This is a genomic window from Streptomyces sp. NPDC001204 (assembly GCF_053598035.1).
This window is the reverse complement of the sequence record NZ_JBSFJL010000002.1, coordinates 272768-297965: the sequence shown is the minus strand read 5'-3', so window position 1 is coordinate 297965 and position 25198 is coordinate 272768. Positions and strand designations below refer to the sequence as shown.

Below are 25198 nucleotides of genomic sequence, written 5' to 3'. Positions count from 1 at the left end.
GGATCTGGGACAGCATGGCGAACTTCTCGAAGTCCAGCGTGCCGCAGTTCTCGGTGGACGTGTACCAGAACGAGTACCTGCCGGAGGGCGGCCGGGAGGTCAACTCGATCGTCACGGTCAGCGCGACCGGCGGCGGCACGATCGGCAGCGCGGTCGCGGCACCGCACCTGTACACGCCCGGGCAGGGACCGTCCGCCGCGGTGGCGATCATGGTCGACTGCTCGGGTTCGATGGACTATCCGGCGACCAAGATGCGCAACGCCCGGGACGCCACGGCCGCCGCGATCGACACCCTGCGCGACGGTGTGCACTTCGCGGTGATCGGCGGCACGCACGTGGCCAAGGAGGTCTATCCGGGCGGCGGCCGACTCGCGGTCGCCGACGCGACCACCCGCGACCAGGCCAAGCAGGCGCTGCGCAAACTCAGCGCGGGCGGCGGCACGGCCATCGGCACCTGGCTGCGGCTGGCCGACCGGCTGCTGTCCTCGGCCGACGTCGCCATCCGGCACGGGATCCTGCTCACCGACGGCCGCAACGAGCACGAGTCGTCCGAGGACCTCCGGCGGACACTCGACGAATGCGCGGGACGCTTCACATGTGACGCGCGGGGCGTGGGCACCGACTGGGAAGTGAAAGAAGTCACACAGATCGCCTCCGCGCTGCTCGGCACCGCCGACATCGTCGCCGACCCGGCGGGCCTGGCCGCCGACTTCACGCGGATGATGGAGACGGCGATGGGCAAGGAGGTCGCTGACGTCTGGCTGCGGGTATGGACGCCGGTGGGCACGACCATCAAGTTCGTCAAGCAAGTCGCCCCAGCCGTTGAGGAGTTGACCGACCGCCGGGCCGAGGCGGGTCCGCGCGCCGGGGACTATCCCACCGGATCCTGGGGGGACGAGTCCCGCGACTACCACCTCTGTGTGGAGGTGCCCGCGGCCGGCATCGGGCAGGAGATGCTCGCCGCCCGGATCTCCCTGGTGGTGCCCAAACCGGACGGTACGGTGCAGAACCTCGGCGCCCAGGGCCTGGTACGGGCCGTGTGGACCGACGACATGACCGCCTCCACCTCGATCAATCCGCAGGTGGCCCACTACACCGGGCAGGCCGAACTGGCGCAGGCCATCCAGCAGGGCCTCGACCTTCGTAAAGCAGGCGATTTCGATGGGGCAACGGCCAAACTGGGCCGCGCTGTTCAGCTCGCCGGAGCCTCGGGGAACGCGGATACTGCGAAACTGCTTGCGAAGGTGGTGGACGTGGTCGACGCCGCGACGGGTACTGTGCGACTGAAAGCGAAGGTCGACGAGGCCGACGAGATGACTCTCGAAACCCGGTCCACCAAGACCGTTCGCGTGAAGAAGTGACACGGGAAGACCGCCCAGGACAGCGAGCCCGACCCCTCAGGGGTGGGAGAAATCCGGCCGCACCGGCCGGAGAAGGAGAGGGGGAAGCGCCGACATGCCGACCTGCCCGAACGGACACCAGTCGGGTTCCGACGACTGGTGCGAGGTGTGCGGTCACCGCATGGCCGGTGCCGTGCCTCCGCCTCCCCCGCCGCCCCCGGTCGGGGGCTACGGCTTCCCGCCCGCGCCGGGGCCCGGCGGTCCCGGTCAGCCGGGTGCGCCCGGCGTGCCCGGTGGGCGCCCGCACCTGTCCGCCGTACCGAACCCCGAGCCGGAGCTCTGCCCGCAGTGCCGTACGCCCCGTGAGGGCGGCGCGCCGTTCTGCGAGGAGTGCCGCTGGAACTTCCTGACGAACACGGCGACCTCGTACACGCCGGCCGCGCCGCCCGGTCCCGGTCCTGGTCCCGGCCCGCGTTTCCCGCAGCCGCCCGGTCCGGCCTTCGGCGGCGACACGTTCGAGTACCAGGGCTCCCGGCCGTCCCAGGTGAACCGGCCCGCCGAGCCGATCCCGCACGCCCCGCCCTTCGGCACCGAGCCCCCGGGCCGCCCCGGCCCGCCCAACTTCGGCACCGAGCCTCCCGGCCGCCCCGGCCCCCCGAACTTCGGCACCGAGCCCCCCGGCCGCCCCGGCCCGCCCAACTTCGGCGGCGACCCGTCACGACCGGTTCCGCCGCCGCCCGGTGCCCCCGGAGCGCCCGGTGGCGCCCCGCAGGCGTTCCAGCAGCCGGGCCCGCCGGCACCCCCCGGGTTCCCGCAGGAGACCGGCCGGCCGCAGCACGGCGGTGACGACGACTGGGTGATCTCCCCGCCGTCGTCCACGGGCCCCTCCGGTCCGGGCGCCCCCGGCCGTCCCGGCCCCGGCCAGGCGGGCGGCTACGGCTACCCGCAGCCGGGTGCCACCCAGGCCCCGCCGGGACCGGCCTTCCCGCAGCAGCCGCACCAGCCCGCGACCTGGACGGCGACGATCGGCCCGGACCGCGACTACTTCATGGCGATGATGCAGCGCTCCGGCCCCGAGGCCGCGGGTCTGAACCTGCCCGCGTACTCGCCCGAGCAGCAGCGCACGCTCAACGGCAACCAGGTCACCATCGGCCGCCGCCGGCACTCCACCGGCGACACCCCCGACATCGACCTGTCGGTCCCGCCGGAGGACCCGGGCGTCTCCCACCAGCACGCGGTGCTGGTCCAGCAGCCCGACGGCAGCTGGGCGGTGGTCGACCAGAACTCGACCAACGGCACCACGGTCAACGGCTCGGAGGACCCCATCCAGCCCTTCGTGCCGGTCCCCCTCCAGGACGGCGACCGCGTGCACGTGGGCGCCTGGACGACGATCACGATCAGGCGCGGCTAGTGCTGTGACCGGAAAGGTTTGCCGGGAAGCTCGCGGCGTCCGGTGCTGGGGGTACCTCCCACGCCGTTCAGGCTGTGGGGGGGCATCGCAAGGCGGAACGTTGCCCGCGTACTGGATGTACTCGGGTGATACGACGACGCGGCGAGGTGCCGTGCCGGGCGCCGCGAGCCGGTGAACCTTGCCGGTCGCAGCACTGGGGCCTCTCGTCCGGAGCACGTCGGGACCGGAGGCCCAGGCCTGTCATCGGGCAGGTCTTAGGCCTCCGGTCCTCCGTCCGGCCGTCTGAGAGCATGGACGGGTGAATGAGATTCGGCGTGGCACGCTTCAGGAGCAGACCTTCTACGAGCAGGTCGGCGGCGAGGAGACCTTCCGCCGGCTGGTCCACCGTTTCTACGAGGGGGTGGCCGGGGATCCCGAGCTGCGGGCGATGTATCCCGAGGAGGATCTGGAACCGGCCGAGGAGCGGCTGCGGCTGTTCCTGATCCAGTACTGGGGCGGTCCGACGACGTACGGCGAGCGGCGCGGCCATCCGCGGCTGCGGATGCGGCACGCGCCCTTCCGGGTCGACCGGGCGGCGCACGACGCCTGGCTGCGGCACATGCGGGTGGCGGTCGACGAGCTCGGCCTGTCGCAGGAGCACGAGCAGACGCTGTGGAACTACCTGACGTACGCGGCGGCGTCGATGGTGAACACACCCGACTGAGCCGCCACGCAGGAACCCGAGTGCCGGATTCCGGTCATCCGGCGCCGGATTCCGATCACGATCCGGTCAAGCTCGACCCACAAACGCTTACCCGCGCCGCACCCCCTCTGACAACATCACCGAAAAGGTCTGGACAACGGCAGGGGGAGCCGGGTGGCGGGGTTCACGGGATTCGTCCTGATGCGTGCGCGGGCGCACCGGCTGCTGCTGGCCGCCGCGTTGCTCACGGTCCTGCTGACCACGGCGGTACTGGCGACACTCACCGCCTACTCCGGCGCGATCGGCGACGCGGCGTTGCGCCACTCCCTGCGGGACCCGCGCAACGCCGCCGACGCCACCTTGGTCGTCCGCGTCGACACACCGACCGAGAAGCGCGCCGCCGCCGACACCGCCGTACGCGAGCAGGCCCGCAAGGCCTTCGACGGGCTGCCGGTCACCGTGCGCACCCTGGTGCGCTCCGGCCCCTACGGCCTGCCCCTGTCCCTGCGGCCCCCGGCGGAGCGCTCGGGCGACCCGGACCTGACGTACCTCGCGGCGATGGACCCCACCCAGGTGCGGCTCGTCTCCGGACGCCTCCCCGGCGAGACGGCGACGGGTGACCTCGAGGTCGCGCTGCCGCAGATCGCCGCGCAGCGCCTCGGGCTGAAGCCCGGCGCCCGGCTCACCCTCACCGACCGCCTCGACGGCCGGAAGGCCCAGATTCGGATCACCGGGCTCTACCGCCCCGCCCACGCCGACGCGCCGTACTGGCGGCTGGACGATCTGGGCGGCCGCGGCGTCCGCAAGGTCGGCTTCACGATGTACGGGCCGCTGCTGACCGACCCCGCCGTCCTCACCGGCGGCAGGGTGAGCGCGGGACAGACCGCGTGGCAGGCGTCGGCGGACTTCTCCACGCTGACGACCGGACGGATCGGGGCGCTGCGCGACGCGGTGCGCGAGAGTGCCGCGTCCCTGCGCAAGTCCACGGCGGTGAGCGGCACACCGGAGGTCACGTCCTCGCTGCCCACCGTCCTGGACCGGATCGACCGCTCCCTGCTCGTGGCCCGCTCCACCCTGATGATCGCCGTGCTCCAGCTGGCGTTGCTCGCCGGCTACGCGCTGCTGCTGGTGGCCCGGCTGCTGAGCACCGAACGCGGCGGGGAGACCCGCCTGCTGCGGGCCCGCGGCGGCTCCCGCGCCCGGATCGCCGGCCTCGCCGCCACCGAGGCGCTGCTGCTCGCCGTGCCCGCCGTGGCCTGCGCGCCGCTGCTGGCGGGACCGCTGACCGGGCTGCTGGCCGGGCAGGGCGCCCTGGCCCGGATCGGACTGCACCCGGACGTCTCCGCGACCGGGCGGCCAGGGGTCTGGCTGGTGGCGGCGGCCGTGGCGCTGGGGTGCGCGATGGCGGTGACGCTGCCCGCGCTGACCTCGTCGTTCACGCCCGGCTCGCGGGCCCGTACGCTGCCGGCGCCGCTGCGCGCCGGCGCGGACCTGGGACTGCTGGCGGTGGCCGGTGTGGCGTACTGGCAGTTGAACGGGCAGCCCTCCGGCGCGGTCGGCGGCGACCTCACGGGCGCGCTCGGCATCGACCCCCTGCTGGTCGTTGCGCCCGCACTGGCCCTGCTGGCCGGAACGGTGCTGACCCTGCGGCTGCTGCCGCCGGTGGCCCGGCTGGCCGAGCGCCGCGCGACCGGCGGCCGCGGACTGCCGACCGCGCTGGCGGGCTGGCAGTTCAGCCGCCGCCCGATGCGCGGGGCCGGGCCGGTGCTGCTGCTCGTCCTCGCCATCGCGCTGGGCATGCTGGCGATCGGTCAGGGAGCTTCCTGGGACCGCTCGCAGGACGACCAGGCGGACTTCCGGGCGGGTGCGCCGGTGCGCGTACTGGCCGCCGGGGAGGGAGACCTCGGCCGCACCGAGCAGTACGCGGCCCTCCCGCACGTGAGCGCCGCCGCCCCCGCCGTCCGCACCACGCTGCCGCTGTCCGGCAACCGCGCCGCGACCGTGCTCGCGCTGGACACCGCGAACGCGGCGGACACGATGCTGATGCGCCCCGACCTGGCGTCCGATTCCGTACGGCCACTGCTGGCGGGGCTCGCGCCCAAGAGCCCGACGGCGGGGCTGAAGCTGCCCGCCGGGACGGCCCGCCTGCGGCTGACCGCAGACATCCACGGCTCCGGCACGAGGATGCCGGTGGACATGGGAGTCACCGTCGAGGACAGTCGCGGAGTCCCGTACCGCATGCCGCTGGGCACGCTGCCCGCCGACGGCCGCTCCCACCCCCTGGACCTGGCCCTCCCCGCGGACGCGGACCCCCTGACCCTGATCGGTCTCGATCTGTCCCTCAACCAGCCCGTCGACGTCGCCGAGCGGCACCGCCTCACCGTCTCCGAGGTGATCGCCACCGGCGCCGACGGGACGGTACGGCGACTGAGTGCGCCGACGGCCTGGAAGGCGACCTCGATCGGCAACAACATCGCCTCCACTCCCGACGGCGACGACGGCACCTCCCCGGCCAAGGCGGCCGTGACCTCCACCCGCCCGCTGACCGTCACCTACGGCACCGGCTACGTGCCGCACGACCAGCCCTGGGTGACGGGCTCGGTGACCGTGCGGCTCCAGGTGGCACAGCCCGCGCAGACGGAGGTCGCGGCCGTGGCGACCGACCGCTTCCTGGACTCCACGGGCGCACGCGAGGGACAGCGGGTGGACGTGACCTTCGGCGGCGAGAACGTTCCGGTCCGGATCGTGCGTTCGGTACGGGCGCTGCCGACCACGGGCACTGCCGATCAGGGCGGTTCCCCGGACGCCGCGCACGACGGCGGAGGTCTGCTGATGGACCTGCGGTCGGTCAACCGGCTGCTCCAGTCACAGTCCGGCGACCGGGCCGCGCCCACCGAGTGGTGGCTGCACGCCGACGCCCACCGGTCGGCGGCCGTGGCCGCGGCCCTGCGGGCCCTGCCCGACATCGACCCGACGCGAGTGATCGTGCGGGACGAGATCGCCGCCCAGCTGCACGACGACCCGTTCGGCGCCGGGCCCGCGGCCGCCTTCACCGCGGCTTCCGCGGCCGCGGCGGCGCTGGCCGCTGTCGGCTTCGTGGTCGGGGCTGTCGGGGCCCGCAGGGAGCGGGACGCCGAATTCGCCCTCCTGCGTGCCATGGGCGCCCCGCGCCGCCAACTGGCCCGGACGCTCGCGGCCGAGCAGGGCGTGCTGGTGGCCCTTGCGCTGGCGGTCGGCGTGGTTCTGGGCACCGTACTGGCCCGCACGGTGATCCCGCTGATCGTACTGACCGGGCAGGCCGCGAAACCGCTGCCGACCGTCCTGGTCGAACTGCCGGCCGCTCGGGTGGTCCTGCTGCTGGCGGCCGTCGCCGCCGCGCCGCTCGTCGTCACGACGGTACTGACCCTGCGCCGGCCCGACCCGGCGCTGTCCCTTCGAGACCGCGGAGGTGAGTGAGCTGAACGCCGTCACTCCCGCCTGGGTCCGGGTACGCCTGCGCACCGCGCCGGGTGCCGCGGCCGCCCTCGCCCTGCTGGTCGCGCTGACCGCGTGCCTTGCGGCCGCGTTCCCCCGCGCGCTCGACCGGTACGAGAACGCCGGTCTGGCCCAGGCCGTCGAGCGGGCCACCCCGCCACGCACCACCTTGACGGTTTACGCCCAGGTGCCCGACGCCTCGGACCAGCAGCGGGAACAGGCGCTGCTCCCGTCGACCCTGGGCCGGCAGCACACCAAGATCCTCGGCACCATCCCGCGCCCGCTCGTCGCCGACCCCGGCCAGTCGTCGTACGGGGTGGTGAACGGCACCGACCTCCCCGTGCCCGACCGCTGGATCCCCAGGCCCAGCGGGCTGCCCGCGAAAATTCGCCTGGTCGCACCCAGTGGACTGGCCGAGCACTCCTCGCTGCGCGCGGGCCGGATGCCGCGGGCGACCGGGCGGGTGACGGCCTCGACCCCGGACGTGGAGGCCGCCGTGAGCGCCGCGACGGCCAAGAGCCTGCACATCGAGGTCGGTTCGGTCATCCACGTACCCGCCGTGGCCGGCCCGGCGCTCGCGGTCCGCGTCACCGGCATCGTCACCCCGCGCGAGCCCGACGGCGCCTACTGGTCGACCGCGCCGCTGCTGCGCACCCCGGCCCTGGTGCAGGTGCCCTCTGACGAGCCCGAACCGCCGATGTACTGGCTCGGCGCACTGCTCCTGCCGTCCGAGGCCGCCCCCGCTCTGCTGGGCACCGTGGGGACCCCCATGCGCTACTGGCAGGTGGCTCCCGAGACCCGCTCCCTGCAGGCCCACGACCTCGAGGGTCTGAAGTCCGCGGTCGCCAACCTGAAGTCCGGGCCGGGCCTGGTACAAGTGCGCGCGGCCACCGCCCCGACCACGCAGGTGGACACCGACCTCGACGACATCCTCATCTCCTACGGCCGCCTGAGTTCCGACATCACCCCGCTGGTCGCGGTCGCCGCCTTCGGCAGCGGGACGGTCGCCGCGGTGGTCCTGCTGATGGCCGGTGGCCTGGCCGCCGACCGCCGCCGCTTCGAACTCACCCTGCTGCGCGCCCGCGGCGCCTCCCTGCCCGGTCTGGCCGGCCGGCTGCTCGCCGAGACGGCGGTGGTCGCCGTGCCCGCCGGCGCACTCGGACTCGGTGCGGCCCTGCTCGCGGTCCCCGAGGGCCGCCTGGGTTACGCGGTCCTCGCGGCCGCCGCGGTCACCGCCGTCGCCTGTGCCGCGCTGCCCGTGCGCGCGGTGGTCGCCCACCGCGCGGTCCGCGTCCACGGACCACGCGAGGACACGGCGTCCGTACGTCCCTCCCAGCGCCGCACGGTCGCCGAGTTGACGCTGCTGCTGATCGCGGCGGGAGCGGTGGAGGCGCTGCGGCGGTACGGAGTCTCGGGGCCGTCGGAGGATGCCGGTGCCTCGGGCGGGTCGGGGGACCAGCTGGTGTTCCTGGCCCCGGTGCTGGTTGGCGTGATCGCGGCGCTGCTGCTGGTCCGCCTGTACCCGTTGCCGCTGCGCTGGCTGATGCGTCCGGCCGGCCGGCTGCGCGGGGCGGTGGGTCATCTGTCCCTGGCCCGTGCGGGCCGTACGTCCGTCCCGGCGATGCTGCCCCTGCTGGCGCTGCTGACCGCGCTCACCACTGCCGCCTTCGGAGGCTCCGTACTGGCCGGGGTGGCCGGTGCCCGCGACCAAGCGGCTCTCCTCGCCGTCGGCGCCGAGGCCCGCGTCGAGGGAACCGAAGCGCTGCCGGCCGGACTGTCCGACCGGGTCCGTCGGACACCGGGTGTCCGGGAACTCGCCGAAGTGAGCACGGACTACCTGGCCAAGGCGGGAACGGACCTGACCCGGGTGCCCCTGGCGGGCGTCGACCCGGCGTCCTACGCGTCCCTGGCCAGGAGCACCGGGCTCGGCGCCTTCCCCGAGCGGCAGTTGCGGCGGCCGGCCGACGGCTCCCGGGACCCGCTGCCGGCGCTGGCCTCCCCCTCCATCGCCGAGACGTTCGGCAAGCAGCCCTTCAACGTGATGCTGGGCGACGGCACCGACGTCACGGTCCGGATCGTCACCGTCCGGGACCGGACCCCGGCCGTGATCGGCACCAGCTTCCTGGTCGTGGACCGAGCCGGGCTGAGCCGCGAAACGGCCCGTACGAACACGCTGCTCCTGACCGGCGGCCACCCGGACGCCGGCGCCCTGCGCCGGACGGTGGGCGAGTCGGCGTCCGTGCACCTGCGTTCCGAGGAACGGGCCCAGTACGTCGACTCGCCTCTCCAGTCCGGCGCCGAGCGCGTCTACGCGGTGGCGGTGGCCGCCGGCGCCGGCTACGCCGTCCTGGCCCTGCTGCTCGCCCTGCTGCGCACCGCGCCCGAGCGTGCCGCGCTCCTCGCCCGCCTGCGCACCATGGGCCTCACCCGCGCGCAGGGCCGCCGCCTGCTCGTCCTGGAGTCACTGCCCCAGGCACTGCTCGCCGCGGCGGGCGGAGCGCTGACGGGCTGGGCGACCGTCCTGCTGCTCTCCCCCGGTATCGACCTGACGGCCATCGCGCTGCCGTCGACGACGGTGGTCACCGATGGGAGCGCGCTGCGGACGGACCCGCTCTCGCTGGCCCTGCCGGCGGCGGCGGTGCTGCTGCTGACCGTGGGCATCGCCGTGAGCCAGGCGTGGTGGACGGGACGCAAAGGATCGGTACGGGAGTTGAGAGCGGGGGACGCGAGATGAACCGACCGGACCGCCACAGCCGCCGTAGCCGCCGCGCAGGAGAGCCCCGATGACGACGAACCCCACCCTGGCCGACCTGGCCGAGCGCGCCACCGCGAACCGCACCCGCCCGGCCTACGGCCACGACGCGCTGATCAGCTGCGACCGCCTGGTCCGCATCTTCACCGCCGACGGCGTGGAGGTCCAGGCCCTCCAGGGCCTGGACCTGCTGGTCCGCGAGGGCGAGCTGATGGCCCTCGTCGGCGCGTCCGGCAGCGGCAAGTCCACCCTGATGAACATCCTCGCCGGGCTGGACACCCCCACCGCCGGCGCGGCCCGGGTCGCGGATCACGACCTGCTCGCCATGACCGCGAAGGACCGCCTGCGCTACCGCCGCGAGGTCGTCGGCTTCGTCTGGCAGCAGACCTCCCGCAACCTGCTCCCCTATCTGACGGCGGCGCAGAACGTCGCCCTGCCCATGCAGCTGTCCGGCGTCCGTGGGCGCAGCCGCCGCGCCAAGGCCGAACGCGCCCTGGAACTACTGGAGTTGCTGGAGGTGGGCCACTGCCGGGACCACCGCCCGCACCAGATGTCGGGCGGCCAGCAGCAGCGCGTGGCGATCGCGGTGGCCCTCGCCAACAACCCCTCGGTACTGCTCGCCGACGAGCCCACCGGCGAACTGGACTCCCACACCGGCGAACAGGTCTTCGCCGCGTTCCGCACCGCCAACGAGCATCTGGGCACGACCATCGTCATCGTCACCCACGACCAGGCGGTCGCCGGCGAGGTCCGCCGCACGGTCGCCATCCGCGACGGCCGCACCTCCACCGAGGTGCTGCGCCGCAGCGAGGTGGACGCGGCGACCGGCGACGAGAAGCTGGTGAGCCGCGAGTACGCCATGCTCGACCGGGCCGGCCGTCTGCAACTGCCCGCCGAGTACACCCAGGCCCTGGGGATGCGCGACCGGGTGGCGCTGGAACTGGAGCCCGACCACATCGCGGTGCGGCCGGACGACAGCGAGCGAGGCTGAGCCGCCGCGTTCAGCGGACGCTGACGTCCAGGGAGCCGAGTCCGGCCTCCGCCCGCCGTACCGCGATCGAACCGTAGGGGGTCCGCAGCCGCAGCCACGTCCCCGACGACAGCAGCGCGAGGTCCTCATCGCCGGAGGCCGCCCTGGGCCTCGCGGAGTCCCCCTCGCCGACGGCGGCGGGGGGCCTGAGGAATCGCAGCGACTGTGCCGCGTGCACGGCACGCACGGGCAGCTGGGTCTCGCCGACCAGCCGGGACCAGATCTCCCGCCCGATCCGGTCGAGTTCGGCGCGCGTGCGGTGCTCCTGCGCCAACTCCCGCGTACGGGAGCGGAACTCGGCGACCGCGGCGGCCACCGTGGCGCCCAGGGCTCCGGCCGGGGGCAGCCCCGGCTCCGCCCGCCAGCCGCCGCGCGGCGGCAGCACGCCCGCCCACGGCGGTCCGGTCACGGCCGCCGGGACAGCGGCCGTGGCCGCCGACTCGTCGACGGACTCCAGCAGTTCACCGGCGGAGACGGTCACGTCGAGGGTGGCGTCGGGGTCGTTCCGGTACGGCTCGGCGAGTCGCACCGCGCGCACCGCCAGCACCTCGAAGGACGCCGGCCGTCCGAAGACGGCGAGCGCCGTGCCCGCCGCCTGGAGGCGCACCGCGGCGGAACGGTCGTAGTGCAGCAGCCGGGAGAGGAAGGCGGCGAGGTCGGCCGCCTCCGTCTCGTCGGCGAGGTGGAGGACCGTCATGCGGCGACGGCCTCCTCCTTGTCGCCCGCGTCCGCGGCGTCGTCACCGGTGCCGGCGTCGTCGGTGTACTCCTGGAGGAACTCGCGCTCCTCCGCGGTGATCCGGCGCGGACGCTGCGTCTCGAAGTCGAACGGCACGATCACCGTCGAGGCGCGGACGTAGACCTGGTCGCCGTCCTTGACCTCGTAGGCGAGGGTGAAGGACGCCGCCCTGATCTCGGTGACCCACAGCTCGACGTCCACCGGCGCGTGCCGGTGGACGAGCTGGCGCTTGTAGTCGATCTCGTGACGCGCCACCACGGACCCCTGCTTGAACTCCTTGTCCGGGCGGAACAGGAAATCGATGCGTGCCTCCTCCAGGTAGCGGAGGAACACCACGTTGTTGACGTGGCCGTACGCGTCCATGTCCGCCCAGCGCAGCGGGCAGCGGTAGATGTGGCGCATCTGCTTCGATCAGCCCCGGGTCAGCTTCTTGTAGGTGGCGCGGTGCGGCCGGGCGGCGTCCGGGCCGAGCCGCTCGATCTTGTTCTTCTCGTACGACTCGAAGTTGCCCTCGAACCAGAACCACTTGGACTCGCCCTCGTAGGCGAGGATGTGCGTCGCCACACGGTCCAGGAACCACCGGTCGTGGGAGACGACGACGGCGCAGCCGGGGAACTCCAGCAGCGCGTTCTCCAGGCTGGACAGGGTCTCGACGTCGAGGTCGTTGGTCGGCTCGTCGAGGAGCAGCAGGTTGCCGCCCTGCTTCAGGGTGAGCGCCAGGTTGAGGCGGTTGCGCTCACCGCCGGAGAGCACACCGGCGGGCTTCTGCTGGTCCGGGCCCTTGAAGCCGAACGCGGACACGTATGCCCGGGACGGCATCTCGACCTGGCCGACGTTGATGTAGTCCAGCTCGTCGGAGACGACGGCCCACAGCGTCTTCTTCGGGTCGATGTTCCCGCGGCTCTGGTCGACGTAGGAGATCTTGACCGTTTCGCCGACCTTGATGCTGCCGGAGTCCGGCTGTTCAAAGCCCTGGATCATCTTGAACAGCGTGGTCTTGCCCGCGCCGTTCGGACCGATGACGCCGACGATGCCGTTGCGGGGCAGCGTGAAGGAGAGGTCGTCGATGAGGACCTTCTCGCCGAAGGCCTTGCTGAGGTTGTTGACCTCGACAACGATGCTGCCCAGGCGCGGGCCCGGCGGGATCTGGATCTCCTCGAAGTCCAGCTTCCGCATCTTCTCGGCCTCGGCGGCCATCTCCTCGTAGCGGGCCAGACGCGCCTTGGACTTGGCCTGCCGTCCCTTGGCGTTGGACCGCACCCACTCCAGCTCGTCCTTGAGCCGCTTCTGCCGCTTGGCGTCCTTCTGGCCCTCGACCTTCAGACGGGCGGCCTTCGTCTCCAGGTACTTGGAGTAGTTGCCCTCGTAGCCGTGCAGCCGGCCGCGGTCCACCTCGCAGATCCAGCCGGCCACGTTGTCCAGGAAGTACCGGTCGTGGGTGACGGCCACGACGGTGCCCTCGTACTTGGCCAGGTGCTGCTCCAGCCAGTTCACCGACTCGGCGTCGAGGTGGTTGGTGGGCTCGTCGAGGAGCAGCAGGTCGGGCTGCTCGAGCAGCAGCTTGCACAGCGCGACACGGCGGCGCTCACCACCGGAGAGGGTGGTGACGGGCCAGTCGCCGGGCGGGCAGCCCAGGGCGTCCATGGCCTGCTCGAGCTGGGCGTCGAGGTCCCACGCGTTGGCGTGGTCGAGTTCCTCCTGGAGCTTGCCCATCTCCTCCAGCAGCGCGTCCGAGTAGTCGGTGGCCATCTGCTCGGCGATCTCGTTGAACCGGTCGAGCTTGCCCTTGATCTCGGCCACGCCCTCCTGGACGTTCTCCAGGACCGTCTTCCCCTCGGTCAGCGGGGGCTCCTGCAGCAGGATGCCGACGGTGTAGCCGGGCGACAGGTACGCGTCACCGTTGGACGGCTGCTCCAGCCCCGCCATGATCTTCAGCACGGTCGACTTACCGGCACCGTTCGGGCCGACGACGCCGATCTTGGCACCCGGCAGGAAGTTCAGGGTGACGTCGTCGAGAATCACCTTGTCGCCGTGCGCCTTGCGCGCCTTGCGCATGGTGTAAATGAACTCAGCCAAGAGAAACCGTCCGGCAGCTTGAAATCAGGCAGTGGGCAGATACACCCCATCTTGCCGTACCGCCACGCCTACGCGGAAACCCGTTAGGTCTGAGGGCCCTGACCTGGGGTTTCACTGCTGGCGGCCGGCGCTCGTCTGTCACTGCCGGTCGCCGTTGATCGGCCTCGGACGCCCTCGCACGGCCCACGGACGGCCCGGTGGCGATCACTTCGCCCGCCTGGCGCTGAGGCCCCGCGCCGACCGGCAAGGTCCGCGCTCGTCGACGTCAGGGGTTGATGCCAGGATCCGGCTCGGTGGACAGCGATCACATGGAGCCGAGCACCACCCAGCCCGAGACACCACGGCACCGCATCGCCCTGCACGCCGCTGGGTGGATCGCCGGCTCGCTGCTCGGGTCTGTGCGGGTACCTTCCGGTGGCGGCCGGCCTGGGGCCGACGGAGACGGTAGGCAGGGCGGTATCGGAGGCCCTGGCCGCAGTGGCGGTGTTCTTGGCCGCCGTACCTGGGGTGCCGGGGTGAGGGGTTGCCTTGGACATCGCGACCGCGCCCAGCTTGGTGAACGTCCCGCGTTCACTGGCACGCTCGAACCGTAGTGATCAGGGCTTCCCTGCCGAGTACGCACAGGTCACGGCCCTGATCACCATTCGGGCATCCGGCACGGGGTGCGCGTTCAGGCCTGTTCCAGGGCGTCGCCGAACTCGCGCAGGGTTTTGCCGCGGTGGCTGCGGGCCAGTTCGTGGCCGACGGCGATGGCGAGCGCGACCGGCCATTCGATGAGGTCGAAAGCCGTGAGGAGGCCGAGGCCCGCGAGGTAGGCGAGCTGGTCCCGCGGCGGGAGTTCGAAGCGGAGACCGCCCAGGGAGACGGTCACCGAATCGCCCGAGACGACCCGCTCGGCCGCGGCGCGGGCGCCGTGGGACTTCGTGGTCGGAGCCGGTGCGCCGGCAGCCGCCGCCGTACCGGGGTCCGTCCTGCTCGCTCGCACGGTCATGTCACACCCCGTTCAACGGCCGGTGCCGGGCATCCGCTCGATGTCCCCCCACCACGCTAGATCAGTTCCCGGCGCTCTTCCTCTTGTGGACGATGCTCAGGGCCGTGGCACCCAGAACCAGCAGGCTGAGGCCGGTCGCGGCGATCAGCGGGGTGGTGCTGGTGCCGCCGGTCTCGGCGAGGTTGGGGTTGGGCGAGGTGCCGCCGCCCGCCGTGACGGGGCTCGGTTCGCCGACGGTCTGGGTCACGGCGCCACCCGGGCTGCCCTGGGTCCGGCAGTCGAGGACGCCGGTGAAGCGCTCCGCGTGGCCGCCCGGGCCCCTGATCGTGAAGTCGTAGGCCTGGTCCTCCTGGAGCGGGATGGTGATCGTCTCGGACGCGCCCGCGGCGATGCCGTACCGGGTGTCCATCAGCTCGAAGGTGAACGGCTCGTCGCCCTTGTTGGCCGCGGTGATGTCCAGGGCGCCCTTGGCGCAGTTCTTCACCGCGGACAGGGCGGGTATCGCGCCTTCGGCGGCCCAGGTCGCGCCGCTGGTGGCGGCGACCGTGGACTCGCTGGACCCGGCCAGGATCTGGGTCTGGCTGCGGCTGTCGGAGGTGAGGGCACGTCCGACCGGCACGGAGGTGGAGGCCTGCGCGGTCAACGTCGCCGAGCCGTCCCCGGCGTCCTCGGGCACGTCGAAGAACACCTGGTTGCCGTCCCTGGCGGACGTGATCTCCTTGCCGTCCTTGCCGACGATCCGCACGCCGCTCGTGGCGGCGCCCGCGGGAGGTGTCAGGGTCACGCTGCTCGCGTTGGTGTGCACGGTCACCGGGCCGACCCGCTCGCCCGGACGACCGGAGACGGCGGGCGGGTCGAGGGTGAGCGAGGCCCGCGGCTCGGGCAGGTCGCGGGCGTTCTCCTCCAGGTAGTCCGCGAGCTTCTCGGCCCGTGGGTCGGCCGCGTCGACGTCCGCGCCGTCGGAGTAGCGCCATATGGCCACCTGGGTGCCGGCCGCCGCGTCCTGCTCGGTCAGGTTCCCGACGCCGGCCTTGGCGGCGAGCGCCGCGAGATCGTTGACCTGCGGGTAGGAGTTCTCCAGGATCCAGCGGATCTTCCCGGCGTTCCTGTTGGCGGCCAGTGAGGTGCCGCTCCAGGGCGTCTCCCGGTACTTGGCGTCCCGCTGCGTGGGGTTGTGCAGGTCGATGCAGTAGGTCTGCAGGGTCCCGCCGCCGTCGACGGACATCTCGAACAGGCCCGCGGAGACCTGGTGGTCACCGCCGTCGTCATGGATGACGGCGGTGCCGTAGGTCTTCAGGCCGCCGATGGTGGCGGTCGCGCCGCCCGGACTCTGCGGCATGCCGTCAGCGGCGGCCGGGCCGGCGGCGGCCAGCACACCGGCGGCGACGAATCCGGAGACCAGGGTGGCGGCGGCGAGCCGGGCCGCCCCCCGCCTGCGCGCGGACGGCGCAGAGTACCAAGCACACACAGAATTCCCCTTCGAGCAGGACCCGTTGACGTGGGGGTCTGGTCCCACCGGCAGAAACCTCAAAGCCCAGAGACAAGCCCAGAGAGCTGTGTCCGGCATCCTATGGATCCCGCACACCAGGACTTCGCTGTCGTATCGTCAGATCGCCGATCCGAATCGCAATCGTTATCGCCAAGATCACCGGGGCCCCTGTCAGCGGGGCTCGTCGAGGAGTCCCCTGGAGAGTTCCCGGGCGCATCCCGGGCGCGTGCGCCGATGAGCGGCGGTGACGCGCAGCAGTCCGGCCGGCGGCTCGGCACACTCCCTTCAGCACACGGCCGCGACCGGCTCCGGCTGTGGCTCCGGCTCCCGTGGGACCTCCGAGTCCGCGGCGGCCGTCTCCCACGTGGGCTCCGGCCGCGGCGGCGGACTCGCCGGCTGCGGCTCCGTCCTGACCGTGCGCCGGAAGGCCGACGTGCCCCGCGCCAGGTCGTGGCCGATCGCCAGGGCGTCGATGTCCGCCCAGGTCCGGCTGGTGCCGTCGCGGCTCTCGGTACGCACCTTCAGCCGGCCCTGCACGATGACGGGGTCGCCCACGGTCAGCGACGCCACCGCGTTGGCGGCGAGCTGGCGATTGGCCCACACCGTGAAGAAGTTGGTGTGTCCGTCCGTCCAGGCGCTCTTCTCCCGGTCCCAGTAGCGCGAGGTCACCGCCAGCCGGAACCGCGCCGAGGCGCCCGAGGGCAGCTCCCGGTGCACCGGCTGCGTCGCCACGTTGCCCACGGTGCAGACGATCGTCTCGTTCATCGTCGAATCCCCTCCCTAGCCCGGCCGCTCGGTCCGGGCGGACACGCGTACGGGCCCGTCCCGTACGGCTGCGTCTGCCGTGACGACCGCGTCCGTCGCGATCGCCGCGGAACCAGACTGCCTCCGTCCGGGCCGAGCCCGCCGAGCCCTGTGGACCACCGCCTGCCTGGGGAAAACTCCGTCACCCTCGCGGGCGATGACCGCCCGTCATCCGACCCCCGCTCCCCGCACCAGCGCGTACTGCTCCCGGACTTCCCGGTACCGCAAGAGTTCCGCGGCCACCGGATCCAGCACCCGGGCCCGGCCGCACCCCGAGGCCGCCTCCCGTAGTCGGCGCTCGGCATCCTGGCCGTACCGCCGTGCGGGTCCGCGCGCCGCGATCCGGCAGCTCCACTCCACGAGCGGCCCGCCCACGATGCCGGCCAGCATGAGCAGCACCGGCACCCCCAGGTTCGGCGCCGTCACCCCGACGATCTGGCCCACCAGCCACAGGCCGCCGGCGACCTGAAGGATCGTCATCGTCGCCTGCACGAGCACCGCGAGGGGCCACCAGACCGGGCGCGGGGGCCGCCCCGAGGGCAGCGCGGCCCGCGCCGCCAGCTGGTCCAGCGCCTCGGGCAACCCGTGCGCACCGCGTACGGCGGCCTCACGCACGGCCTGCGCCCACGGCCCCGGCATGCCTGCCGAGGCCTGGTCGGCCACCGTGCGCACCGCGTGTTCGACACGCTGCCGCGCGGTGGCCTCCTCGTCCTGCTGGTTGCGCAGCAGGAACCGTCCGGTGGGCGCCTCGCGCCGGATCCGGCACCAACGCCACAGCCGCAGCCAGGGCGTGCCGCAGGCCTTGTTGGCGTTGCGCAGCCAGGCCCGCTCGGCCGCCTCGCCGGCGGCGGTGGCGCCCACCGCGTCCGCGAGCCGGGCCGCGAACTCCTCGCGCGCCTCCTCGCTGAGCCCGGCGTTCGACCGGGCGGCGTAGACGGGCCGCAGGCGCTGCGCCGCGGCGTCCACGTCGGCCGAGATGCGCCGCACGGCGGCTCCACGCTCGGCCACGAACTGACCGAGCGCCTCGCGCAGTTCACCGACGCCGTGCCCGGTGAGCGCGGAGAGCGCGAGCACGGTCGCGCCCGGCTCGCCGTACTCTCCGAGGGCGATCCCGTCCTCGTCGAGCAGCCGTCGCAGATCGTCGAGGACCTGGTCGGCGGCCTCGCCGGGCAGCCGGTCGACCTGGTTGAGGACGACGAACATGACCTCCGCGTGGCCGGCCATGGGCCGCAGGTAGCGCTCGTGGAGGACGGCGTCGCCGTACTTCTCCGGGTCGACGACCCAGATGACGGCGTCGACGAGCCGCAGGATGCGGTCCACGTGCTCGCGGTGCTGCACGGCCGCCGAGTCGTGGTCGGGCAGGTCGACCAGAACCAGGCCACGCAGCTGCGGGTCGGCGTCCTGGGCCTGCACCGGGCGCCTGCGCAGCCGTCCCGGGATGCCGAGCCGGTCGATGAGGCTGGCCGCCCCGTCGCTCCAGCTGCATGCGATGGGCGCCGCGGTGGTCGGCCGCCGCACTCCGGTCTCCGAGATGGCGACGCCGGCGAGGGCGTTGAACAGCTGGGACTTGCCGCTTCCGGTGGCGCCGGCGATGGCGACGACGGTGTGCTGCCCGGAGAGCCGGCGCCGCGCCGCGGCCTCGTCGAGGACACGGCCCGCCTCCGCGAGGGTCTGGCTGTCGAGCCGGGTGCGGGACAGGCCCACCAGCTCGCGCAACGCGTCGAGCCGGGACCGCAGCGGTCCGTCGTACGCCAGCGGGGTCGCGCCCGGCTGCCGGGCGGTCCGGGGCTCCACGGGTACGGGTTCGGCGGTGGTGTCCGTCTCGGTGACACGGCGCGCGATCAGCCCGTCGTCCCAGGCGCCCTCGGCCTCCGTACGCCTCCATGTGCCGTCGTCCGTCCCGCGCGCGTCGCAGTCGTCGTGCTGCACGCGCGCGTGGGCGACGGCGGCCTCCTTCACCGTGGTGACCTGCCCGGTCACCAGGTGGTCTGCGGCGGCCGCCCCGGGGACCCGGTGGCCCTTGGTGTCCCCGGACGTCCCCGCGTCTCCGGCTTCGGGCACGCCGTCGGCGCCGTGGCCGCCCTCGGCCCTGGCGTCTGCCGCCCTGTCGCGCATCCAGGTCTCCCTGCTCGCCCTCTCCCCACCCGGCCCTCCGTCCGTCTCTCCGTCCCTGAGGTCGGTGCCCTGCGTCTGATCGGTGTGTTCCGTTCGGTCCTGGTCAGTGACGGCGGTCACCGGTCACCTCTCTTTCAGCAGTACGGACAGCGCGGCGATGAGTTCGGCCTGGGGCTCGGGTTGTACGTCGAGGGCGTCCAGCGGGGCCAGACGGCGCTCGCGCTCGGCGTGGATCACCCGGTCCAGGTGTTCGGTGAGCAGCCGCCCGGCGCGGTCGCGCAGCCGCAGTGCTCCGTGCGCGCCGATCCGTTCGGCGAGGCCCTCCCCCACCGAACGCGCCCGGCGGCCTCCCAGCAGCCCGGTGGCGGCCAGGGCGGCGACGACCTCGGCGTCCGGCGCGATGTTCCGGTCCAGCCGGCGCACCTCGTCCTCGGCGTACTCCTCCAGTTCCCGCCGCCAGCGCCGTACGGCCAGCCCGATGCGTTGCTCGGCGCTCTCCGAGGCGCGGTCGCGGTCGGTGAGCCCCGGCGCCGTGGCGGCCTGCTCGTGCCGCCAGGCGTCGTCCACGCGCTCGTCGGCGGCGGTGACCGCGCACAGCAGCAGGGAGCCCAGACTCTCCACGAGCGCGTCGAGCAGTTCCCCGGCGGAGCAGTCCAGGGGGAAGGCGCGCCACCTCTTCAGGGCGTCCCCGGCGAGCACCGCCCCGGCCTGGAGCCGTCCACGCACGCGCGTGTGCTCGCTGTCGTAGGCGGTCTCGACGGCCGAGGTGAGCCGCAGCGCGGCGGCGTACTGGGCGGCGGCTGCACTGGCCAGCTCGGGCATCCGGGACTTCAGCGAGTCAAGGAGCCCCTGGGCCGTGCGTGCCATGACGTACTGCCGGGCCGCGGAGTCCTGGGCATGGTGGACCAGCCAGGTGCGCAGCTGCGCGACGGCGCTGGCGGGCAGCAGGCCCCCGCCCCAGGCCGACTCGGGCAGCTCGGGCACGGTGAACCGCGGTACCTCGCCGAGTCCGGCCTTGGTGAGCAGTGCCCCGTACTGGCGGGAGACCTCGGAGGCGACCTGGTGCGGTACCCGGTCCAGCACGGTCACCAGCGTGGCGTCGTACTCCTTGGCCGTGCGCAGCAGGTGCCACGGGACCGCGTCGGCGTACCGGGCCGCCGTGGTGACCATGACCCAGATGTCGGCCGCGCAGATCAGCTCGGCGGCCAGGACGCGGTTGTCGGCGATCAGGGAGTCGACGTCGGGCGCGTCGAGGAGCGCGAGACCGGGGGGCAGGGTGTCGACGGTCTCCACGCGCAGCACCCGGGAGGGGGTGCTCTCCTGCACCAGCAGGTCGTCGCCGGCCCCGGGGTCGCCTCTGGGCACCCACACGCGTGTGAGGTCCGGCAGGACGCGCATCCCACTGAACCAGTGGTGGTCCTCCGGATGGCAGACCAGCACCGGGGTCCGTGTGGTCGGCCGCAGCACGCTCGCCTCGCTGACCCGCCGTCCGACGAGCGAGTTGACGAGGGTCGACTTCCCGGCGCCCGTCGATCCCCCGACGACCGCCAGCAACGGCGCATGGGGCCTTCTCAACCGGGGCACCAAGTAGTCGTCGAGCTGTGCGAGCAGTTCGTCGCGGTTGGCACGCGCGCGCGGAGCCCCCGCCAGGGGCAGCGGGAAGCGTGCGGCGGCGACACGGTCGCGCAGGGCGGAGAGTGCGTCGAGCAGCTGAGGCCGTACGTCCAAGGTCACCACATGCGAAGAATGCCCAATTTTAGGGGAATTCTGAAGCATATGAGCATGTCTGCGCGCCGATTGGACACAACGGACGGAAGGGACGACTGGGACGCCGGTGCGGTCCAGGCATAACGAGTGCACAACACCAGGTGCGCCGGACGTCAAAAGCGATGCACGATTCGTACCCGCCTGCGATTATCAGGACCGCTTCACCGAACCTCCACATTGAGCCACGGAGGCGAAGCAACCGGGACATGGATCCGGGAGCCCTATCCTTGTCCCCGGCGATGTCACGGATCAGCCCCCACCAGGGCACCGCGACAGAGGCCACCACACCAGGCCCCCGTAGCTCAGTGGATAGAGCAGGCGCCTTCTAAGCGCTTGGCCGCAGGTTCGAGTCCTGCCGGGGGCGCCTGTGACAGCCCTCCCCAGTGGGAGGGCTTTTCGCTGGTCAGGCCGGGTTTCACGATGCACGACGAAGCCCCGGGCACTCCCCCGACGATCATGGGAAGGCTCCGGGGCTGTCCGGCTGTCACCGGGTTTTCGCGGGTGGCCGTGTCGCACACGTGCCGAAGTTCCCGGCCGGACGATCAGCCGACGTCCGGCAGTTCCGGGAGATCCCCCGCGGCTTCGAGCCGCCTCTTGAGATCAGGAAGCTGCCCCTCGACACAGCGGGCGTACGTGGCCAGAAGCACCGGGACGCTGTTGCCGGCCCAGTCCACCACCTGAGCGGGCGGTATCCCGTCGTTGAGCCACTTCGTCAGGCGCGTGTGCCGGTTGTCGTACACGCGCTTCCCCGTGAGCGACCCTAAGACGTGGGGGCAGCACCTTTCGTGGATCTTCCCCGTGCCGGTCCACTGCCTGCCGACCTCCGGCGTCGCCGTGTGGATAAGAAGTTCACTCCACTGGTCCTCGTCACCAGAGGCGGGCAAAATCACATCTTTCACCCGAACGGCCACGGCTTCCCCGGGGCGCGGACCGCAGTAGTACAGCGTGGCGAAAAACGCGTGCAAGCGCCTGCCCCCACGCGGGCGACGCCGGATCCAGCCGAGGAGGGCCGCAGCCTGATCCGGACTTGGGGGCGGGGGGTTGGCCCGCAGGATGCGTCGCCGCATCGCATGCTTCATGACGACTCCCGTATCAGGGAAAGACGCTGGATCGTTGGGCGCGTGCCGCCTTACGGTGGCGCCATGAGCGATCACTCGGAAGCGCCTGTCGCGCCCGTCGAGGCCCATGAACCGCCCTACTACGTCGCTGTCTTCACTACGGTGCGAACCCAGGACCAGAGCGGCTACAGCGAGACCAACGCACGCATGGAAGACCTGGTGAAGGACATCCCCGGGTTCCTGGGGATGGACCACGCGCAGACTCCTGGCGGGCTGGGCATCACCGTCGGGTACTTCCGCGACGCCGACGCCCTCACTCAGTGGCGGAGCAACGCCGAGCACCGCGCGGCGCAGAAGCGCGGGCGAGCCGAGTGGTACCAGAGCTACACGCTGCATGTGGCGAAAGTGGAGCGGAGCCACGGGTTCACGCGAGCGTAGGTCCCGCAGAGCCCGAGAGTGAGTGTCGACGAAGCCCCGGGCGCTCCCCCGACGATCACGGGGAGGCTCCGGGGCTGTCGGGCTGTCATCGGGCCCTGCCCACCCCGTGCCTGGACCGGCGGACGACGAAGGACGGACGACGGACCGAGGATGCCGCCCGCCTCCGGCGTCGCCGCCGGGCGACGCCACTTCTCTCGCCCGAACGGCCACCGCTTCCTCCGCGTTCCGGCACACGCCCCGCCGGAATCCTCACGCCCCGGCGACGACAGGCCCGTGGCCGACGCCGGGCACCCGACACCCTCCGACACCTTCGGCTGAGGCCCACGGCGCCTTTCACGGGCGGGCGGGACATCGAATAGGCGACGGTCTCCCATTCCTTTTTTCCGGAGTCGACTCGTCGGCGCAATGGCCGAATGCGCCCGTTGTGAACTCCTCACTTGTGGTGAGATCGCCGCGTATTCGATGTCCCGCCCACCCATGGATTACAAAGACTGGTCACAGCGCCGGCAAATCCACCCCACAGTCGCCACTCATCGGGTTCGAAGACAGAAACGACACCCGGATTCGGCACCACACGGAGTGTCGGCGCAGCTCAGCGACGTGCGCACTCAAAGGAGACCGGCCGCCGCCCTCGACCCTTTGATCTTTGCTCTTTCAATTGCGCCTGACCACAGGCGCTTCGCACAGCCGCGTCACGCATTTCGCGAGGAGGTCTACCCGGTTACTTCAGCGTCACATCAGGCACATCGATGCACTGTTCCTTCAAACAAAATCCTCCTGCCCTCCCTGGAGTCAAGGATGCGGCGTAGGTAAAGTCCGCTGAAATTTGAAGGAAAACATCCGTACGCATCGGCTTCCGGCCCGCGGCCATCTGAGCGCGCAAGTCAGCAAGTCCGTGCTCAAGGATGGTGATCGGCCTGGAGCCCGCGAAGTTGTCAGCAATGCCCCCGCCCGCTCGGTTGCGCACCGCCGCCGCGCGCCTCCTCCTGCCCGCAGTGCTCGCCCTGTCGTTCGCCGCTCAGGCAGTGGGTGCCCTCCTCCCCGGCGTTCCCCTGCTCGTGGCCTCCACCGCTGCCGGGCTGGCGGCGGACATGGCCCTGCACCGGTGGCAGCGGAACGTGACCACCGCCCTCGGGAAGCTGCACGCGACCGTGACCGTGCGCCAAGTCCTCCGGGACCTTCTGCTGGTGACCGGCCTGATCCGCATCAGCAACGAGGACTACGAGACGAAATACCTGGCTCTGGTCTGCGGCCTGCTGCTCTTCTACAGTCTGCTTTTCGCATCCCAGGCGCTTGCGATCCTCGTACGCCGTACCCGCACCCTGCCCGTGGTGACCCGGAACATCGACGCCTCGCCGCTGCTGCTGAGCCCCGCTCCCCCGGCGCTGCTGACGCAGCGCTCCGGGCAGCGGCTCCTCGCGTTCGGTCTGCCCTCGGCCGCCGGACTGCTGGCCGCGGCGGTGGGCGGCTCGGTCTGGTGGGCCGTCTCGGGAATCGCCCTGTCCGCCGCCCTCGCCCTGGTGGCCATCGGCGTACTGCTGCTGCGGCTGCTCCCGGGACGCAGGCCGGTGACGAGCGAGCAGGCGCTGGAGTGGTTCGACGCCTGGCTCGCGGAGTACCGGCCGACGGTGGGCATGTACTTCTCCGGCGGCACGAGCTCGGCCTACCAGGCGAACATGTGGCTGGAGCCGCTGGCCCGGCTGGAGGGCCGCCCGCTGATCGTGCTGCGTGAGCGCTTCATGGTGAACCAGATCGCGTCCACCGACGTCCCGATCGTCTGTCTGCCGAAGGTCGCCGACCTGATGAGGCTGGAGCACTCGGCCCTGACGGTGATGATCCACCCGTCGAACTCCGGGAAGACCTCGCAGGTGTTGCGCATCCCCACCATCAAGCACGCGTTCGTCAACCACGGCGAGAGCGACAAGCTGTCCAGCTGCAACCCGTATGCGAAGGCGTACGACGAGGTGTGGGTGGCCGGTCCCGCGGCGCGCGAGCGGTACGCCCTGGCGAACGTGGGTGTCGACGACGGCGACGTCGTGGAGATCGGACGCCCGCAGCTGGACGCGATCGAGCCGTACGCCGGTGCGCCCGTGGGCCCGTACACCACGGTTCTCTACGCCCCCACGTGGGAGGGGTGGGACGGCAACCCGGGCAACACCTCGGTCGTCGAGGCCGGCGAGAACATCGTCCGCGCCCTCCTCACCGACCCCGGGGTCCGTCTCCTGTACAAGCCGCACCCGCTGACCGGCTCGGTCGATCCCCGGGCGGCAACCGCGAACACCCGGATCCAGGAGATGATCCGCGCCGCGAACACCCTCCGTGCCGCGGAACACTCCGATGAGCGGCCCACGCCCTCCGCGGCGGCGGAACTGGCCCGCCGGACCGCCGAACTCGACCGGCTGACCACGTCCACGTTCCGGGCGAGCGCGGACAGCGCGGAGCGGATGCTGCTCCAGACGGTCCCGGAATCCGGTCGGGCCGCGGCCGTGGCCGCCGCGACCGCCGCCTGGGAGAGCGCGTACTGGGCCTCGCTCCCCGCGTGGGAGCACCACATCATCACCGAGGCGCGGCCGACCGTCTACGCCTGCTTCAACGTGGCCGACCTGCTGGTCAGCGATGTCTCCAGCGTCATATCCGACTATCTGGCGAGCGAGAAGCCGTACGCCGTCGCCAACACCAGCGGCCTTCCGGAGCAGGAGTTCCGCGATACCTTCCCCACCGTCCGGGCAGGCGCCGTCCTCACTCCGGACGCCTCCGCCGTTCCGGCCCTGCTGGAGTCGGTGCGCCATCCCGAGAAGGACACCCACGCCGAGGCCCGCGCCGAGCTCAAGCGGCACCTGCTGGGCCCGTCCGATCCGCCGTCCGCCGTCCGCTTCAACGAGGCGGCGCGCGCGCTGTGCGCGGTGACCGACGGACACCGGGCGGGTGTGGCGGTGCGCGCGCTCGCCGCCATCCCGGCACAACGGGACACCAGGTCACCCCTGGACAGCAACCACGTCAGGCGCTGATACCGCAGGTGTGTGCGCCGGTGCC

17 protein-coding genes and 1 tRNA gene are annotated in these 25198 nt (G+C 72.4%); 9 read left to right on the top strand and 9 right to left on the bottom strand.

Features of this window, described 5'->3' with window-relative positions; all coding sequences use genetic code 11:
• The first annotated feature begins 14 nt into the window (after window positions 1–14).
• From ACWC91_RS04235 to ACWC91_RS04210, 6 genes are all read left to right on the top strand, one after another.
• Window positions 15–1361: a vWA domain-containing protein gene (locus ACWC91_RS04235; RefSeq protein ID WP_450639774.1), complete on the top strand. Its 1347-nt coding sequence runs from the start codon at window positions 15–17 to the stop codon at window positions 1359–1361.
• A 94-nt stretch (window positions 1362–1455) separates the two neighbouring features.
• A complete protein-coding gene (locus tag ACWC91_RS04230) occupies window positions 1456–2751 on the top strand; it encodes an FHA domain-containing protein (protein WP_450639773.1) in 1296 nt (431 codons plus the stop codon).
• A 298-nt stretch (window positions 2752–3049) separates the two neighbouring features.
• Window positions 3050–3454, top strand: a complete 405-nt coding sequence (locus tag ACWC91_RS04225) for a globin (protein ID WP_141360814.1) — start codon at window positions 3050–3052, stop codon at window positions 3452–3454.
• Window positions 3455–3634: 180 nt separating this feature from the next.
• Entirely contained in the window at window positions 3635–6889 is a 3255-nt protein-coding gene (locus ACWC91_RS04220) for an FtsX-like permease family protein (RefSeq protein ID WP_450639839.1), read from the top strand.
• A gap of 1 nt (window position 6890) precedes the next feature.
• The gene (locus ACWC91_RS04215; protein WP_450639838.1) at window positions 6891–9641 is read left to right on the top strand and encodes an ABC transporter permease; all 2751 of its coding nucleotides are present in this window, start codon (window positions 6891–6893) and stop codon (window positions 9639–9641) included.
• A gap of 49 nt (window positions 9642–9690) precedes the next feature.
• Window positions 9691–10650, top strand: a complete 960-nt coding sequence (locus ACWC91_RS04210; protein WP_225075193.1) for an ABC transporter ATP-binding protein — start codon at window positions 9691–9693, stop codon at window positions 10648–10650.
• A 10-nt stretch (window positions 10651–10660) separates the two neighbouring features.
• Here ACWC91_RS04210 and ACWC91_RS04205 read toward each other — a convergent pair whose 3' ends face one another.
• The 8 genes from ACWC91_RS04205 to ACWC91_RS04170 form a co-directional block, all read right to left on the bottom strand.
• Complete coding sequence (locus ACWC91_RS04205; RefSeq protein WP_225075194.1) at window positions 10661–11386, bottom strand: hypothetical protein; 726 nt, start codon at window positions 11384–11386, stop codon at window positions 10661–10663.
• A complete protein-coding gene (locus tag ACWC91_RS04200) occupies window positions 11383–11829 on the bottom strand; it encodes an acyl-CoA thioesterase (RefSeq protein WP_225075195.1) in 447 nt (148 codons plus the stop codon). The genes ACWC91_RS04205 and ACWC91_RS04200 overlap by 4 nt, the downstream gene beginning before the upstream one ends.
• A gap of 9 nt (window positions 11830–11838) precedes the next feature.
• Window positions 11839–13503, bottom strand: coding sequence for an energy-dependent translational throttle protein EttA (gene ettA, locus ACWC91_RS04195; RefSeq protein ID WP_141360804.1), 1665 nt, complete (start codon window positions 13501–13503; stop codon window positions 11839–11841).
• Between the two features lie 670 nt (window positions 13504–14173).
• Entirely contained in the window at window positions 14174–14494 is a 321-nt protein-coding gene (locus ACWC91_RS04190; protein WP_225075196.1) for a hypothetical protein, read from the bottom strand.
• A gap of 61 nt (window positions 14495–14555) precedes the next feature.
• Complete coding sequence (locus ACWC91_RS04185) at window positions 14556–15962, bottom strand: Cys-Gln thioester bond-forming surface protein (RefSeq protein ID WP_376501389.1); 1407 nt, start codon at window positions 15960–15962, stop codon at window positions 14556–14558.
• Between the two features lie 306 nt (window positions 15963–16268).
• A complete protein-coding gene (locus ACWC91_RS04180; protein ID WP_281154948.1) occupies window positions 16269–16748 on the bottom strand; it encodes a single-stranded DNA-binding protein in 480 nt (159 codons plus the stop codon).
• Window positions 16749–16955: 207 nt separating this feature from the next.
• Window positions 16956–19022 (bottom strand): GTPase, encoded by a 2067-nt coding sequence (locus ACWC91_RS04175; RefSeq protein ID WP_450639770.1) that lies wholly within the window; start codon window positions 19020–19022, stop codon window positions 16956–16958.
• Window positions 19023–19025: 3 nt separating this feature from the next.
• On the bottom strand, window positions 19026–20639 hold the full coding sequence (locus ACWC91_RS04170) for a dynamin family protein (RefSeq protein WP_281154946.1): 1614 nt from the start codon (window positions 20637–20639) through the stop codon (window positions 19026–19028).
• Window positions 20640–20960: 321 nt separating this feature from the next.
• Here ACWC91_RS04170 and ACWC91_RS04165 point away from each other — a divergent pair.
• A tRNA-Arg gene (locus tag ACWC91_RS04165) sits at window positions 20961–21033 on the top strand.
• Window positions 21034–21211: 178 nt separating this feature from the next.
• Here the strand turns inward: ACWC91_RS04165 and ACWC91_RS04160 are convergent.
• A complete protein-coding gene (locus tag ACWC91_RS04160) occupies window positions 21212–21580 on the bottom strand; it encodes a hypothetical protein (protein ID WP_281154945.1) in 369 nt (122 codons plus the stop codon).
• A 231-nt stretch (window positions 21581–21811) separates the two neighbouring features.
• On the opposite strand from ACWC91_RS04160, the gene ACWC91_RS04155 reads away from it, so the two are divergent.
• Window positions 21812–22165 carry an antibiotic biosynthesis monooxygenase family protein gene (locus tag ACWC91_RS04155; protein WP_225075228.1) on the top strand — a complete coding sequence of 118 codons (354 nt, stop codon included), beginning with the start codon at window positions 21812–21814 and terminating at the stop codon, window positions 22163–22165.
• A gap of 941 nt (window positions 22166–23106) precedes the next feature.
• Window positions 23107–25173 (top strand): hypothetical protein, encoded by a 2067-nt coding sequence (locus tag ACWC91_RS04150; RefSeq protein ID WP_450639768.1) that lies wholly within the window; start codon window positions 23107–23109, stop codon window positions 25171–25173.
• Window positions 25174–25198: the final 25 nt, after the last annotated feature.

Bases quoted from the DNA above. Each gene is read 5' to 3' on its own strand.
- ACWC91_RS04235 (WP_450639774.1), top strand. From the start codon at position 15: ATGGCGAACTTCTCGAAGTCCAGCGTGCCGCAGTTCTCGGTGGACGTG.
- ACWC91_RS04220 (WP_450639839.1), top strand. From the start codon at position 3,635: ATGCGTGCGCGGGCGCACCGGCTGCTGCTGGCCGCCGCGTTGCTCACG.
- ACWC91_RS04155 (WP_225075228.1), top strand. From the start codon at position 21,812: ATGAGCGATCACTCGGAAGCGCCTGTCGCGCCCGTCGAGGCCCATGAA.
- ACWC91_RS04205 (WP_225075194.1), bottom strand. From the start codon at position 11,386: ATGACGGTCCTCCACCTCGCCGACGAGACGGAGGCGGCCGACCTCGCC.
- ACWC91_RS04180 (WP_281154948.1), bottom strand. From the start codon at position 16,748: ATGAACGAGACGATCGTCTGCACCGTGGGCAACGTGGCGACGCAGCCG.
- ACWC91_RS04230 (WP_450639773.1), top strand. From the start codon at position 1,456: ATGCCGACCTGCCCGAACGGACACCAGTCGGGTTCCGACGACTGGTGC.
- ACWC91_RS04210 (WP_225075193.1), top strand. From the start codon at position 9,691: ATGACGACGAACCCCACCCTGGCCGACCTGGCCGAGCGCGCCACCGCG.
- ACWC91_RS04150 (WP_450639768.1), top strand. From the start codon at position 23,107: ATGCCCCCGCCCGCTCGGTTGCGCACCGCCGCCGCGCGCCTCCTCCTG.
- ACWC91_RS04190 (WP_225075196.1), bottom strand. From the start codon at position 14,494: ATGACCGTGCGAGCGAGCAGGACGGACCCCGGTACGGCGGCGGCTGCC.
- ACWC91_RS04200 (WP_225075195.1), bottom strand. From the start codon at position 11,829: ATGCGCCACATCTACCGCTGCCCGCTGCGCTGGGCGGACATGGACGCG.